General features: G+C 63.6%; 12 protein-coding genes. 7 read left to right on the top strand and 5 right to left on the bottom strand.

Features of this window, described 5'->3' with window-relative positions; genetic code table 11:
• Positions 1 to 46: 46 nt before the first annotated feature.
• The 3 genes from tldD to GSQ92_RS27240 form a co-directional block, all read right to left on the bottom strand.
• Positions 47 to 1,498, bottom strand: a complete 1,452-nt coding sequence (gene tldD, locus GSQ92_RS27250; RefSeq protein ID WP_158806624.1) for a metalloprotease TldD — start codon at positions 1,496 to 1,498, stop codon at positions 47 to 49.
• Positions 1,499 to 2,602, bottom strand: coding sequence for a COX15/CtaA family protein (locus tag GSQ92_RS27245; protein ID WP_159014681.1), 1,104 nt, complete (start codon positions 2,600 to 2,602; stop codon positions 1,499 to 1,501).
• Positions 2,603 to 2,706: 104 nt separating this feature from the next.
• Positions 2,707 to 2,967: a Usg family protein gene (locus GSQ92_RS27240; RefSeq protein WP_158806625.1), complete on the bottom strand. Its 261-nt coding sequence runs from the start codon at positions 2,965 to 2,967 to the stop codon at positions 2,707 to 2,709.
• 300 nt (positions 2,968 to 3,267) lie between these two features.
• On the opposite strand from GSQ92_RS27240, the gene groES reads away from it, so the two are divergent.
• The 3 genes from groES (at position 3,268) to GSQ92_RS27225 (ending at position 5,753) form a co-directional block, all read left to right on the top strand.
• Complete coding sequence (gene groES / locus GSQ92_RS27235; RefSeq protein ID WP_158806626.1) at positions 3,268 to 3,582, top strand: co-chaperone GroES; 315 nt, start codon at positions 3,268 to 3,270, stop codon at positions 3,580 to 3,582.
• Positions 3,583 to 3,634: 52 nt separating this feature from the next.
• Positions 3,635 to 5,281: a chaperonin GroEL gene (gene groL, locus GSQ92_RS27230; protein ID WP_158806627.1), complete on the top strand. Its 1,647-nt coding sequence runs from the start codon at positions 3,635 to 3,637 to the stop codon at positions 5,279 to 5,281.
• Between the two features lie 268 nt (positions 5,282 to 5,549).
• A complete protein-coding gene (locus GSQ92_RS27225; RefSeq protein WP_158806628.1) occupies positions 5,550 to 5,753 on the top strand; it encodes a cold-shock protein in 204 nt (67 codons plus the stop codon).
• Positions 5,754 to 6,074: 321 nt separating this feature from the next.
• Here the strand turns inward: GSQ92_RS27225 and GSQ92_RS27220 are convergent, their stop codons facing one another.
• Both GSQ92_RS27220 and rpsU read right to left on the bottom strand, forming a co-directional pair.
• A complete protein-coding gene (locus GSQ92_RS27220; RefSeq protein WP_158806629.1) occupies positions 6,075 to 7,130 on the bottom strand; it encodes a glycosyltransferase family 4 protein in 1,056 nt (351 codons plus the stop codon).
• A gap of 265 nt (positions 7,131 to 7,395) precedes the next feature.
• Positions 7,396 to 7,599, bottom strand: coding sequence for a 30S ribosomal protein S21 (gene rpsU / locus GSQ92_RS27215; protein ID WP_141459012.1), 204 nt, complete (start codon positions 7,597 to 7,599; stop codon positions 7,396 to 7,398).
• A gap of 141 nt (positions 7,600 to 7,740) precedes the next feature.
• Between rpsU and GSQ92_RS27210 the strand changes: the two genes are divergently transcribed.
• The 4 genes from GSQ92_RS27210 (at position 7,741) to clpB (ending at position 12,701) form a co-directional block, all read left to right on the top strand.
• Positions 7,741 to 8,316: a peptide deformylase gene (locus GSQ92_RS27210; RefSeq protein WP_158806630.1), complete on the top strand. Its 576-nt coding sequence runs from the start codon at positions 7,741 to 7,743 to the stop codon at positions 8,314 to 8,316.
• Position 8,317: 1 nt separating this feature from the next.
• A complete protein-coding gene (locus GSQ92_RS27205) occupies positions 8,318 to 8,962 on the top strand; it encodes a COQ9 family protein (protein ID WP_158806631.1) in 645 nt (214 codons plus the stop codon).
• A gap of 36 nt (positions 8,963 to 8,998) precedes the next feature.
• A complete protein-coding gene (locus GSQ92_RS27200) occupies positions 8,999 to 9,991 on the top strand; it encodes a transglutaminase family protein (protein WP_158806632.1) in 993 nt (330 codons plus the stop codon).
• A 124-nt stretch (positions 9,992 to 10,115) separates the two neighbouring features.
• Positions 10,116 to 12,701 carry an ATP-dependent chaperone ClpB gene (gene clpB, locus GSQ92_RS27195; protein WP_158806633.1) on the top strand — a complete coding sequence of 862 codons (2,586 nt, stop codon included), beginning with the start codon at positions 10,116 to 10,118 and terminating at the stop codon, positions 12,699 to 12,701.
• Positions 12,702 to 13,061 lie beyond the last annotated feature (360 nt).

Raw genomic sequence — 13,061 nt, 5'->3', positions numbered from 1 at the left:
AGACGACAACACGCTCTCAGAGCTTGCCTGGACGGTATCAGGCTAGCTAGTTCCCCGTGCCGCCCACGGTGAGGCCGGCCATCTTCATGGTCGGCTGACCCACGCCCACCGGCACGCCCTGGCCTTGCTTCCCGCAAGTACCGATCCCGGCATCGAGCGCCATGTCGTTGCCCACCATCGTCACCTTGGTCAGCGCGTCTGGCCCATTGCCAATCAGCGTGGCGCCCTTCACGGGCGGACCGACCCGGCCATCCTCGATCAGATAGGCCTCGCTCGCGGAGAAGACGAACTTGCCGGAGGTGATGTCGACCTGGCCGCCGCTGAAGTTCACGGCATAGAGGCCGCGCTTCACCGAGCCGATCATCTCCTCGGGCGTATGCTGGCCGTTGAGCATGATCGTATTCGTCATGCGCGGCATCGGTGCGTGCGCATAGGACTGGCGCCGCCCATTGCCCGTCGCGCGCATGCCCATGAGGCGAGCGTTCATCCGGTCCTGGATGTAGCCGATCAGGATCCCATCCTCGATCATCGTCGTGCGGCTGGTCGGTGTCCCCTCGTCATCGACAGTCAGGCTGCCGCGGCGATCAGGGATGGTTCCGTCATCCACCACGGTCACGCCGGGGCTCGCGATGCGCTGGCCGAGCAGGCCAGAGAAAGCCGACGTTTTCTTTCGGTTGAAGTCGCCTTCCAATCCATGCCCGATCGCCTCATGCAGCAGAATGCCGGGCCAGCCGGAGCCGAGAACGACCTCCATCTCGCCCGCCGGTGCCGCGACGCTGTCGAGGTTGAGCACTGCCTGCCTCAAAGCCTCGTCGGCTGCCGCGCGCCATACCGCCTCGTCCATCACCCGCGCGTAGCTGAAACGGCCGCCGGTGCCATAGCTGCCGGTTTCCCGCCGCCCGTCCCGCTCGACCACCACGGCCACGTTGAGGCGCACGAGGGGGCGCAAGTCGGCGACGCGGCTGCCGTCGGCGCGGATAATTTGCACCGCCTGCCATTCGCCCGCCATCGAGGCCATTACCTGGATGACGCGCGGATCCTTGCCCCGCGCATAAGCATCGATCTCCGAAAGCAGCCGGGTGCGGACCGCGAAATCGGTCGTGCGCAGCGGGTTCTCGTCGGAATAGAGGCGCTGGTTGGTGGCACGCGGCGCACCGGAGCTTTCGCCCGAATGGCCGGAGCGCACCGCGCTGACGGTCTCCGCCGCCCGCTTCAGCGTATCCCGCGTGATCTCGCCAGCATGGGCATAGCCGGTCGCCTCATCGGAAACGGCGCGTAGCCCAAAGCCGAGGGCGGTGTCGGAACTCGCCATGCGGATGCGCCCGTCATCCAGGCTGAGCATCTCGCTTTCGCGGTATTCGAGATAGAGTTCGCCGTCATCGGCGCCGTGCAGCGCCTCCGAGGTGATGTGCTCCGCTTCCTGGCGGTCGAGCGACGAGGTCGCCTGACCGAAGAACAAGCGGTCCGTGGTCTCAAGTGGCGTGGCTGAAGACAGCATCTATCGAACCTCGTTCCGCGAAAGGGGCCGGGCACCGCGCAGGCTGTGCAAGGCGATGAGGGCTGCGCTGAGCAGCAGCACCGCCACCACCTGATGCAAAGTCGCAAGATCAACCGGCACCACGAGAAGCAATGTGGCGATGCCGAGGGCATATTGCACCACCAATGTCATCCCAAGCGCCGATAGGGCATCGCGCGCGCCTTGCGGCAAGGGAAGCGCGCGGCTGGTGCCCCAAAGCGTCGCGGCAAGTGCTGCTATGCCGGTGAGCGTCGCCAGCAGCCGGTGATCGAACTGCACGGCCGCCAGATTCTGAAACCAATTGAGCCAGAACGGCGTCAGGGTCGCGTAGTCGCGTGGCACCAGCCTGCCGTCCATCAAGGGAAAGGTGTTGAAGACATAGCCAGCCCGCGTCCCCGCTGTGAACCCGCCCGCGACGATGGTAAGCGAAGTCAGGACCACCACGGCCCAGACCAGCCGGCGCAACCCGACGGCGCCCGGCGCGGCGGCCGGAATGGGCGTCCACTCGGTCATGGCGACCCAGAAGATCGCTACATACAGCACGAGCGCGAAGACGAGATGAACGACGAGGCGCGAGGCCGCGACATGGATCGTATCCGGCAGGAAGCCCGAGGCGACCATGAACCAGCCAACAAAACCCTGCATCGCGCCGAGGAAGAAGATGAGGATCAGCCCCGGCAGCAGGCCGCGCCGGATCTGTCCGGTGACTGCGAAATAGATTAGCGGCACCAGGAAGGCGATGCCGGTCAGACGGCCCCAGAAGCGGTGGATCCACTCCAGCCAGAAGATGTGCTGAAAGCCCGAAAGGCCGAACCCGCTATGCTCCAGCTTGTATTGCGGGATCTGCTTGTAGAGCGCGAAGAGATGCTCCCAGGCCTGGTGCGTCAGCGGCGGCAGAATCCCGCTGATCGGCGCCCATTCCATGATGGAGAGCCCCGAGCCGGTCAGGCGCGTGGCGCCGCCGAGGGCGATCATGCCGAGCAGCATGAAACAGATGAGGAAAAGCCAGACAGACACCGCGCGGCGCGATCGAGTGGCGGGCACGCCGCTCGCGCGGCCGCGTGCAATGGCGAGATCGAAGGGCATGGCGGCTTATACCGCGATCACCGCCCTGCGAAAGCACGGCCAGCGTATGCCTGCATCGAGCCCTTAAGACCTCCGGCGCCCCTCCCTAAAGCGCCGTCGCAAACCTAGTGAAGCGCGTGACTACCCGGGGCCTGTGCCCATTGCGCGGGCGCGGCACCGAGCGTCGCGGCGCCGACGCGAACGGAATGCAGCTTGCCCTCGATCTCCCGTTGCCAGAAATCGAGGAATTTCTTCAGTCCGGGGAAATCCGGGGCGAGGTCCACGTCCTGCCAGATATAGCTTTGAAGGACACCCGGATGATCCGGCAGGTGATAGAGGATCTCGGCGGTGGTCAGCCGATAGTCGCCGCGGTCGGTGGCTCGCATCAATGCATCCTTCGTGATCGTCAGGGACTTGAGGGTGGCTCCTTCGGGTGGCGCTCCCGCGGCTGCGGGTCAGCAGGATGATGGCGGCTCTTTTTCGCAGGAACAAGATAAATCGTGCCGAATCAGTAGGTTGGCACTCATCTACATAGAGTGCTGCCGTAGCCTTGACTTCGTGGAAGTGACCCTCTAGATCGCTGGCACTCTCATGAAGAGAGTGCCAATCGCGTGAGGCCGGTGCCGCAAACTGAGGGCCGCCAGCGCGGGGCATAAGCGCAACATCCGCATTCAGGAGCGATCCGAATGAAGTTCCGTCCCCTGCACGACCGTGTAGTCGTTCGCCGTCTTACGGCAGAAGAGAAGACGGCGGGAGGGATCATCATCCCCGATACCGCCAAGGAAAAGCCCATGGAGGGCGAGATCGTGGCCGTCGGTTCCGGCGCCCGCAATGAGCGTGGCGAAATCGTCGCGCTGGACGTGAAGCAGGGTGACCGCATCCTGTTCGGCAAGTGGTCGGGCACCGAGGTCAAGATCGACGGCGAAGAGCTGCTGATCATGAAAGAGTCCGACATCATGGGCGTGATCGCCGGCGGCGTGGAGGCCAAGAAGGCGGCCTGAACGGCGCTTTCTAGCTTCAACTCCTCCCAGAAATAATAAGGACTTTTTCAATATGGCAGCGAAAGACGTTCGTTTTTCCACCGATGCGCGCGCGCGCCTGTTGCGCGGCGTCGATATCCTCGCCGATGCGGTGAAGGTGACCTTGGGTCCCAAGGGCCGTAACGTCGTGCTCGACAAGAGCTTCGGCGCCCCGCGCATCACCAAGGACGGCGTGACGGTCGCCAAGGAAATCGAGCTTGCCGACAAGTTCGAGAACATGGGCGCCCAGATGGTGCGCGAAGTGGCCTCCAAGACCAACGACCTCGCCGGTGACGGCACCACGACGGCGACCGTGCTGGCCCAGGCCATCGTGCGCGAGGGCCTCAAGGCCGTTGCCGCCGGCATGAACCCGATGGACCTCAAGCGCGGCATCGACAAGGCCGTCATCCTGGTCGTCGAAGAGCTGAAGACCCGCTCCAAGAAGATCACGACGCCGTTCGAGACCGCGCAGGTCGGCACCATCTCCGCCAATGGCGAGGCCGATATCGGGGAAAAGATCTCCCAGGCCATGCAGAAGGTCGGCAACGAGGGTGTCATCACCGTCGAAGAGAGCAAGGGCATCGAGACCGAGCTCGACGTCGTCGAGGGCATGCAGTTCGACCGCGGCTATGTCTCGCCGTATTTCATTACCAATCCCGAGAAGATGGTTGCGGACCTCGAAAGCCCGTACATCCTCATTCACGAGAAGAAGCTGTCTGGTCTGCAGCCCATGCTGCCGCTGCTGGAAGCCGTGGTGCAGTCGGGCAAGCCGCTGCTGATCATCGCCGAGGACATCGAGGGTGAGGCGCTTGCTACCCTCGTCGTCAACAAGCTGCGCGGCGGGCTGAAGATCGCGGCCGTGAAGGCTCCGGGCTTCGGCGATCGCCGCAAGGCCATGCTGGAAGACATCGCCATCCTGACCGGTGGCCAGGTGATCAGCGAAGATCTCGGCATCAAGCTTGAGACCGTGACGCTCGCCATGCTCGGCCGCGCCAAGAAGGTGCTGATCGAGAAGGAGAACACCACGATCGTCGAAGGCGTCGGCAAGAAAGAGGACATCGCCGGCCGTTGCGCGCAGATCCGCGCGCAGATCGAGGACACGACTTCCGACTACGACCGTGAGAAGCTGCAAGAGCGTCTCGCGAAGCTGGCCGGTGGCGTTGCCGTGCTGCGCGTCGGCGGCTCGACCGAGGTCGAGGTGAAGGAGCGCAAGGATCGCGTGGACGACGCGCTGCATGCGACGCGCGCGGCGGTCGAGGAAGGCATCGTTCCGGGCGGCGGCGTCGCCCTGGTGCGCGCTTCCGCGATCCTCAAGGACGTCAAGGGCGACAACAGCGACCAGAACTTCGGCATCGAAATCGTCCGCAAGGCGATCCAGACGCCGCTGCGTCAGATTGCCGAGAATGCCGGTGCCGATGGCGCCGTCATCGCCGGCAAGGTGCTTGAGAAGGACGAGTATAACTGGGGTTACGACGCGCAGACCGGCGAGTTCAAGGATCTGGTCGGCGCCGGCATCATCGACCCGACGAAGGTTGTGCGCACCGCGCTGCAGGACGCGTCTTCCGTTGCCGGCCTGCTCATTACCACCGAGGCTATGGTGGCCGAGCGTCCGGAGAAGAAGGCCCCCCCGATGCCGGGTGGCGGCGGCGGAATGGGCGGCATGGGCGACATGGACTTCTAATAAAGTCTGTTGCTTCCGAGCCTGTCTTACGGGCTCAGAAACATAACGCTATCGCAAGAGGGGGTCGGTTCGCGCCGACCCCTTTTTCGTTTTCTCCAATGGGACACTCGGAGCAATTGACAAGAGGGGTGATTTTCTGCAGAGGAGGAATGCAATCGATTTTTGGCTTGCCTTGCCGAGCCTTCGTCTAAGGCGACGCTAAGTCTTCCAAAGCCCCGGTTGTCCTCAGCGCGACGGCGCGGCTTTTTTGGACGGAGATGGTTACGCTATGGCGATCGGCACTGTTAAGTGGTTCAACAGCACGAAGGGCTTCGGCTTCATCATGCCGCAGGACGGCGGCAAGGATGTTTTCGTCCACATCACCGCGGTCCAGGCTGCCGGTCTTCGCGGCCTTAACGAAGGCCAGAAGATTAGCTACGATGTAGCAATGGAGCGGGGCAAAGCCGCCGCGACAAACCTCAAGGCTCTCTAACTTTCGACGACGTTGCGACTGGTCGCGTTTGCGCGGTCGGAGAGTGCGGCGCTGACGGACGAGTTCAGGCTATTCGGGGCAGGAGATCGGGCGGGCCGCTAAGGCTCCGCCCTTTCTTCGTTGCGAGGTCGAATCGGCTTAGTGTGGATGTCTTGTCTAAACACCGCTCATTCCGCCTCGTCATGCTCGGCGTAGGCCGAGCATCCACGCCTTTGCTTGCGTGACGAAGGCAAGGCGTGGATGGCACGCAGGGGGCTGCCCCGCCTTCGGGTGCCATGACGAATCTTTGCATCTCGGCGCGCAGTATTAGATCATCACACCCTAGCCGCTGACGAGACGCAGGCGCGGGCGCCGGCTGCGGGCAAGCGTTTCGTAGACCGAGAGATAATCCTCAGCCATCCGTCTCGCCGTGAACCGCTCCTCAAACCTGGCGCGGACCCGTTCGCGCGGGAGCGTGTTCAGGCGGCGTGTGGCGGCGATCGCCCCCATCTCGTCCTCGACTATGAAGCCGGTCACACCCTCGTCGATGATCTCCGGCACCGAGCCGTGATTGTACGCAATCACCGGCGTTCCACAGGCCATAGCCTCGATCATCACCAGGCCGAAGGGCTCCGGCCAGTCGATTGGCATGAGGAGCGCCTTCGCCCCACTGAGGAAGGCAGGCTTCTGCGCCTCGTTGATCTCGCCGATCATCTCGACGCCACCCTCGGCGATCATCGGCTGAATGACCGTCTCGAAATACTCAGCATCGACCTTATCGACCTTCGCCGCCATCTTGAGCGGCATGCCCGCCGCCCGCGCGATGCGGATGGCCCGGTCGGGCCGCTTCTCGGGGCAGATCCGGCCGAGGAAGGCGAGATATGTCGGTGCCACGTCCTGCGGGGTAAGCAGATCTCTCGGCAGCCCATGCAGCACCGTGCCGACATAATTCGGCTCCGGCAGCGGCCGGCGCTGCGATTCGGAAATCGAAACAACATTCATCGGCGGCAGGCTGGCATAGACGGGCCGCAGCTCCGGAAGGTCGAGCCGGCCATGCAGCGTCGTCACATAAGGGATGTTGTGGCGGCCAAAGAGCGAGGCCGGCCAATAGTCCAGGTGAAAATGGAGAACGTCGAACTCCTCCGCCCGCTGCCGCACGCGCTCGAGCAGCATGGCAAGCGGCGCGGACCAGTCGCGAACGGTCGGATCCAGGCGCAGGGCTTGAGGCCATACGGCATCGAGGGTCGCCGAGGTTACGGAGTCACCGCTGGCAAACAAGGTCACGTCGTGCCCCATTTCGACCAGCTCTTCCGTCAGGTAGGACACCACGCGCTCCGTCCCGCCGTAGAACTTGGGAGGGACTGCCTCGGCCAAAGGAGCAACTTGAGCGATCCGCATCTTTTCGCCTCTCCTGCCTAAAACAGGCATCTGAATTGTCTTTGACGCATATAGTGCTGCATCGCGGCAATGATGGGGCGGTGTTTGCCACAGGTGCGGCAGCCGACCAGCTACGCGCAGGAAAACTCCAGATTTTCTAGGCGGGTGAGGGCATTACACAATTTTGTGCAGTGCGATTATTTTCATCGAACTGCCACGCGGACACGAAAAGCCCGCCGGTTTGCACCGGCGGGCGGATATCGTGGCCAGGACTCCGTAGTCGGAGTTAGAAGCCTTCGCGCTCCAGGCGCTTGCGCTCCATCTTCCGCGCGCGCCGCACAGCTTCGGCGGCCTCACGGGCTCGTCTCTCGGACGGCTTCTCGAAATGGCGACGCAGTTTCATCTCTCGGAAGATGCCCTCGCGCTGCATCTTCTTCTTCAGGGCTTTGAGGGCCTGATCGACGTTGTTATCCCGAACGAGAACCTGCACTTGGCCGCCTACTCCGTTACGTTGCATTGCGGTATAAAGATGAGCGGAGCACATAGGGGGCCCGCCACCGAAGAGGCGGGCCTATATCACGATCATCCGATGCCGCAAACCCTTTCCAAACTTTGATCGAGGTTTCTGTCTATGGCTATCCTCAAGATTGCAAGGATGGGTCACCCGGTCCTCCTGCGTAGAGCGGATCCGGTCGAGGATCCGACCGCGCCGGAAATCCGCCGGCTCATTGATGACATGATAGAGACGATGATCGATGCCGGGGGAGTGGGTCTCGCGGCGCCGCAGGTTCACGTCTCCTTGCGGCTTTTCGTCTTCCGCCTGCCAACGGCGCCTGTGGACCAGAAGTCGGTGGCGCCCGATGATCGTCTGGCCGGTGAAACCGGGCCTGGCCCCGGTCCTCATGTCCTCATCAACCCGGAAGTTGTGCCGCTGGGGCCGGAAATGGCGCTTGGCTGGGAGGGCTGTTTGTCCATCCCTGGTCTCCAGGCGGCGGTGCCCCGGCATGCCAGCATCCGCTACATCGGCCTTGGCTGGGAAGGCGAGCGGATTGAGCGAGTCGCGGAGGGTCGCCATGGGGTTATCGTGCAGCATGAGAACGACCATCTCGATGGCGTCCTTTATACAATGCGTATGAGCGATTTCTCGCTGATGGGGTTCAACGAGGAAGTCGCCCGCTTCCAGCCCATGCTTCCCCCGGGATCCTGACATGGCCTTTAAATCCGATCCGCAGCAGGACGCCGCGATAGACGCGATGCTGCCTTTTGTCCCAAGCCTCGGCTGGGGATCGCGCGCCTTCAAAGCCGCCTATGCTGAGACGCCGGATGCGCTGGGCGTTGATCTCGTCTTTCCTGGTGGATCGGCGGAGATGGTGGAAGCCTTCCTCGATCTCTCCCTGCGTCGGGCCTTGATCGCGGCGCAGCCCCGCATCGGCGGCGAGATGCGGCTCGGCAAGCGCGTGCGCGGTGTGGTCGAGGCTTTGCTGGTCACTCTCGAGCCAAATCGGGAAGCCGCACGGCGCGGTGCGGCCTGGCTGCTCCGCCCCAGCCGTGGACTGCGCGTCGCCGGGCGGCTGGTGGACCAGATATGGTACGCCGCCGAGGACCGTTCGTCGGATTTCAGCTGGTACACCAAGCGGGCCAGTCTCGCCGCGATCCTGCTGCCGACGCTCTTCTTCTGGCTACACGACCCGATGGGTGATGAGGTCGCCAGCATGGCGTTCTTCGACCGCAAGCTCGCGGGCCTCGGCCAGATTGGCCGGACGCGTGCGAAGCTTGCTGGCTGTAAAGATATGCTCCGTGGCCGAAAGCGGGGGATGGCGCGGCATGCGGCGGCGGATAGACCTGCCGCATGAAGGGATCGGGAAAGATCTCTGTGTTAGGATCGCGTCATGCCTAGGGTCCGAATCGTCCATACCACCGAGTATCGCTACAGCGCCCCGGTGAGGCTCACGGAGCATCGCTTGATGATGCGCCCGCATGACAGCCACGATCTGCGCGTGCTCGACGCGACTCTCTGGATCACGCCGCCGGGCGCGCGGACGCGCTGGGCTCACGATGTCTTCGGCAACTCGGTCTGTATCCTCGACTGGGAAAATGCTGAGACGGAGGAGCTGCGGATCGTCTCCGCACTGGACCTCAAGCATTACCCGACCGCCACGGATCTGCCGATCGAACCGGCCGCGGAAACCTATCCCTTCCGCTATGCGGGAGATGAATACCCCGATCTCAGCCGGCTGATGGAGCGGCACTACGCCGATCCGGACCGTCAGGTCGAAAAATGGGCCCGCAGTTTCCTGCGGCCGGGCGGGACCGCGCGTACGCGCGACCTGCTCATCGCGATGACGCAGGCGATCAAATCCGACTTCACCTATGAGGGGCGCGAGGCGAAGGGCACGCACCCGCCACTCAAGACTCTTGCGGAGCGGAAGGGCGCCTGCCGGGATTTCGCGGTTCTGATGATGGAGGCAGCGCGCTCGCTCGGCTTCGCGGCCCGCTTCGTCTCCGGCTACCTCTATGACGAGAAGCTGGTCCAGAGCGAAGCTCCGATGAAGGGCGGCGGCGCCACCCACGCCTGGTGCGCGATCTATTTGCCCGGCGCCGGATGGGTTGAATATGACCCAACGAATGGGCTGATCGCCGGCCGCAACCTGATCCGCGTTTGCATGGCGAGGGAACCCCATCAGGCCCTCCCGCTATCCGGCGGCTATCTCGGTCGCCGCGAGGATTTTTCCTCTATGACCGTACGTGTCGAAGTGGCCGTGGGCGACCCGCCAACGCCAGGTTTGCGGCCGAGTGAGGCGGGTAGAAAGGTCCTGACTCCGGTGCCGGATCCCGAGGAAGCCGTGGCGCCCGAAGCGGTCCCGGAGCCAGTGGTTTCCTGAAGCCGAATGCGATCACGGCCTCTTGAGCAAGGCGGCCGGTCGTCCCATCTGAGAAGACATCATCGCGGTCCATTGCCTAAGTCTAGGGATGGGCCGGAGGCGTCGCCTTAGAAAGGGACACAGAATGGATATTGAAAAATTTACCGAACGGTCTCGCGGCTTCCTTCAGGCCGCGCAAACCATCGCCATCCGCGAATTCCATCAGCGAATCACGCCCGAACATCTCTTGAAGTCTTTGCTGGATGACGAGGAAGGGGCCGCCTCCGGCCTGATCCGCGCCGCCGGTGGCGATCCGGCGCGCGCCCTCAACGCCGTCAACCTCGAGATCGCGCGGCAGCCCAAGGTGCAGGGCGGCGGTGCCGGTCAGCCCCAGATCACGCCCGAACTGGTGCGCGTCTTGGACGCGGCACAAACCGCCGCGCAGAAGGCCGGCGACGACTACGTCGCGCAGGATCGCCTGCTCGTGGCCCTGGCCGCGGGCGAAGGCCCCGCCGCCAAGGCGCTTCGGGAAGCCGGTGCCAATGCGCAGGCCCTCGATCGCGCCGTCACGGACATCCGCAAGGGCCGCAAGGTCACCAGCCAGAACGCGGAATCCACCTTCGACTCGCTGAAGAAATACGCCCGCGACGTGACCGAACAGGCCCGCAACGGCAAACTCGATCCCGTCATCGGCCGGGATGAGGAGATCCGCCGCACCATCCAGGTTCTCGCCCGCCGCACCAAGAACAACCCGGTGCTGATCGGCGAGCCGGGCGTCGGCAAGACCGCGATCGTCGAGGGTCTCGCCATCCGCATCGTCAATGGCGACGTGCCGGAGGCGCTCAAGAACAAAAAGCTTCTGGCGCTCGACCTCGGCTCGATGGTCGCGGGCGCCAAATATCGCGGCGAGTTCGAGGAACGGCTGAAATCCGTGCTGCAGGAGATCGAAGCCGCCCAAGGCGAGGTCGTCCTTTTCATCGACGAAATGCACACCCTCGTCGGTGCCGGCAAAGCGGACGGCGCGATGGACGCCTCCAACCTCATCAAGCCGGAACTCGCGCGCGGCACACTGCACTGCATCGGCGCGACCACGCTCGACGAGTATCGCAAGCATGTCGAGAAGGATGCGGCGCTGGCCCGGCGTTTCCAGCCGGTCTTTGTGGGCGAGCCATCGGTTGCCGACACCATCTCGATCCTGCGTGGCATCAAGGAGAAATACGAACTGCATCACGGCGTCCGCATCACGGACGGCGCGCTGGTCGCGGCGGCAACCCTCTCCAACCGCTACATCTCTGACCGTTTCCTGCCCGACAAAGCGATCGACCTCATGGACGAGGCGGCCAGCCGCCTGCGCATGCAGGTCGACAGCAAGCCCGAGGAACTCGACGAACTCGATCGCCGGCTCTTGCAGCTCAAGATCGAACGCGAGGCCCTGAAGCGCGAGGAGGACGCGGCCTCCCGCGATCGGCTGGAGAAGCTGGAGCTGGAAATCGCCGAACTCGGCGAGAGGTCGGATGCGATGAGCACCGCCTGGAGCAACGAGAAGTCGCGCCTCGCCGACGCCCAGAAGCTAAAGGAGAAGCTGGACCAGGCGCGCATCGAGGTGGAAGGCGCCCAGCGCCGCGGCGAACTCGGCCGCGCCTCCGAATTGCTATACGGCGTGATCCCTCAGCTGGAACGGGATATCGCGGCTGCCCAGCAATCGGACGGACGCCTCGTCAACGAGGCCGTCAATGAGGAGGGCATCGCCGCCGTCGTATCGCGCTGGACCGGAGTCCCGGTCGAGCGGATGCTCGAAGGCGAGCGGTCCAAGCTCCTGCGCATGGAGGATGAACTGCGTCGCCGCGTGGTGGGGCAGGAGGACGCGTTGAAGGCCGTCTCGGATGCCGTCCGGCGCGCGCGTGCCGGTTTGCAAGACCCTAACCGCCCGATCGGCAGCTTCCTGTTCCTCGGTCCAACTGGCGTCGGCAAGACCGAACTGACCAAGGCGCTCGCTGCCTTCCTCTTCGACGACGAGCGGGCGCTGCTGCGCGTCGATATGAGCGAGTTCATGGAGAAGCACTCCGTCGCCCGCCTCATCGGCGCGCCTCCCGGCTATGTCGGCTACGACGAGGGCGGCGTGCTGACCGAGGCGGTGCGCCGGCGGCCTTACCAGGTCATCCTCTTCGATGAGGTCGAGAAGGCGCATGAGGATGTCTTCAACATCCTCCTCCAGGTGCTTGATGATGGGCGGCTGACGGACGGTCAGGGGCGCACGGTCGATTTCCGCAACGTCATGATCGTGCTGACCAGCAACCTGGGGAGCGATATCCTCGCGGCCCAGCCCGAAGGCGAGGCGGCGACGATGGTTCAAGGTCAGGTGATGACGCTGGTGCGGCAGCATTTCCGGCCGGAATTCCTCAACCGGCTGGATGAGGTGATCCTGTTCCGCCGTCTACAGCGGGCGGACATGGCGACGATCGTGGATATCCAGCTGGAACGTCTCCGTGCCCTGCTGGCCGATCGCAAGATCACGATGAAGGTGCAGACGGCGGCGCTCAATTGGCTGGCCGAGGAGGGCTACGATCCGACCTACGGGGCACGTCCGCTGAAGCGCGTCATCCAGCGCCAACTGCAGAATCCGCTGGCGGGGATGATCCTGGAAGGCGCCGTGCATGATGGCGAGACGATCGACATCTCGGCTGGCAAGGACGGTCTGGTGATCAACGACCGGCTGGTGCAGGCGGCATGATTGCGGCGGTTGGTCGCGCCCTTGGATGGGCGTGGCCACCGCGTCAACCGCATGCCTCCATTTGAGCTCTCCTTTTTGCGCATAGTGCGCATGCCTAACCTAAATCGACCTGACTTTGACTAAACTGTGTGACGTTTTGACGTAACGCATTGTTAAAAGTGGCTGTTTTGTCTGTCATCGCTTTGACATTTCCGCGTTGACAGTCCGAGGTGAGGCGCATAGAACCCGCCTCCACCGACGGGGTGCGGTTCTGGCGAAGACGCCGGCAGCTAGCGCCTCTAAGGTTTGTTCTTTGAAAATTGCATCAGGAATGGAAGGGATATGTTGGTGGCGCCTTAGGTTTTATCTGCGGGGTGACTT

It is taken from the genome of Acidisoma sp. S159, from assembly GCF_009766125.1.
GTDB lineage: Bacteria > Pseudomonadota > Alphaproteobacteria > Acetobacterales > Acetobacteraceae > Acidisoma.
The sequence above is the reverse complement of the archived record's forward strand: the minus strand, read 5'-3'. Positions and strand labels throughout refer to the sequence as shown.

What these genes read in the sequence shown, in the direction of transcription:
- GSQ92_RS27200 (WP_158806632.1), top strand. Translation starts at nt 8,999, where the DNA reads ATGCCTAGGGTCCGAATCGTCCATACCACCGAGTATCGCTACAGCGCC.
- GSQ92_RS27225 (WP_158806628.1), top strand. Translation starts at nt 5,550, where the DNA reads ATGGCGATCGGCACTGTTAAGTGGTTCAACAGCACGAAGGGCTTCGGC.
- groL (WP_158806627.1), top strand. Translation starts at nt 3,635, where the DNA reads ATGGCAGCGAAAGACGTTCGTTTTTCCACCGATGCGCGCGCGCGCCTG.
- GSQ92_RS27220 (WP_158806629.1), bottom strand. Translation starts at nt 7,130, where the DNA reads ATGCGGATCGCTCAAGTTGCTCCTTTGGCCGAGGCAGTCCCTCCCAAG.
- GSQ92_RS27240 (WP_158806625.1), bottom strand. Translation starts at nt 2,967, where the DNA reads ATGCGAGCCACCGACCGCGGCGACTATCGGCTGACCACCGCCGAGATC.
- GSQ92_RS27205 (WP_158806631.1), top strand. Translation starts at nt 8,318, where the DNA reads ATGGCCTTTAAATCCGATCCGCAGCAGGACGCCGCGATAGACGCGATG.
- tldD (WP_158806624.1), bottom strand. Translation starts at nt 1,498, where the DNA reads ATGCTGTCTTCAGCCACGCCACTTGAGACCACGGACCGCTTGTTCTTC.
- GSQ92_RS27245 (WP_159014681.1), bottom strand. Translation starts at nt 2,602, where the DNA reads ATGCCCTTCGATCTCGCCATTGCACGCGGCCGCGCGAGCGGCGTGCCC.
- groES (WP_158806626.1), top strand. Translation starts at nt 3,268, where the DNA reads ATGAAGTTCCGTCCCCTGCACGACCGTGTAGTCGTTCGCCGTCTTACG.
- GSQ92_RS27210 (WP_158806630.1), top strand. Translation starts at nt 7,741, where the DNA reads ATGGCTATCCTCAAGATTGCAAGGATGGGTCACCCGGTCCTCCTGCGT.
- clpB (WP_158806633.1), top strand. Translation starts at nt 10,116, where the DNA reads ATGGATATTGAAAAATTTACCGAACGGTCTCGCGGCTTCCTTCAGGCC.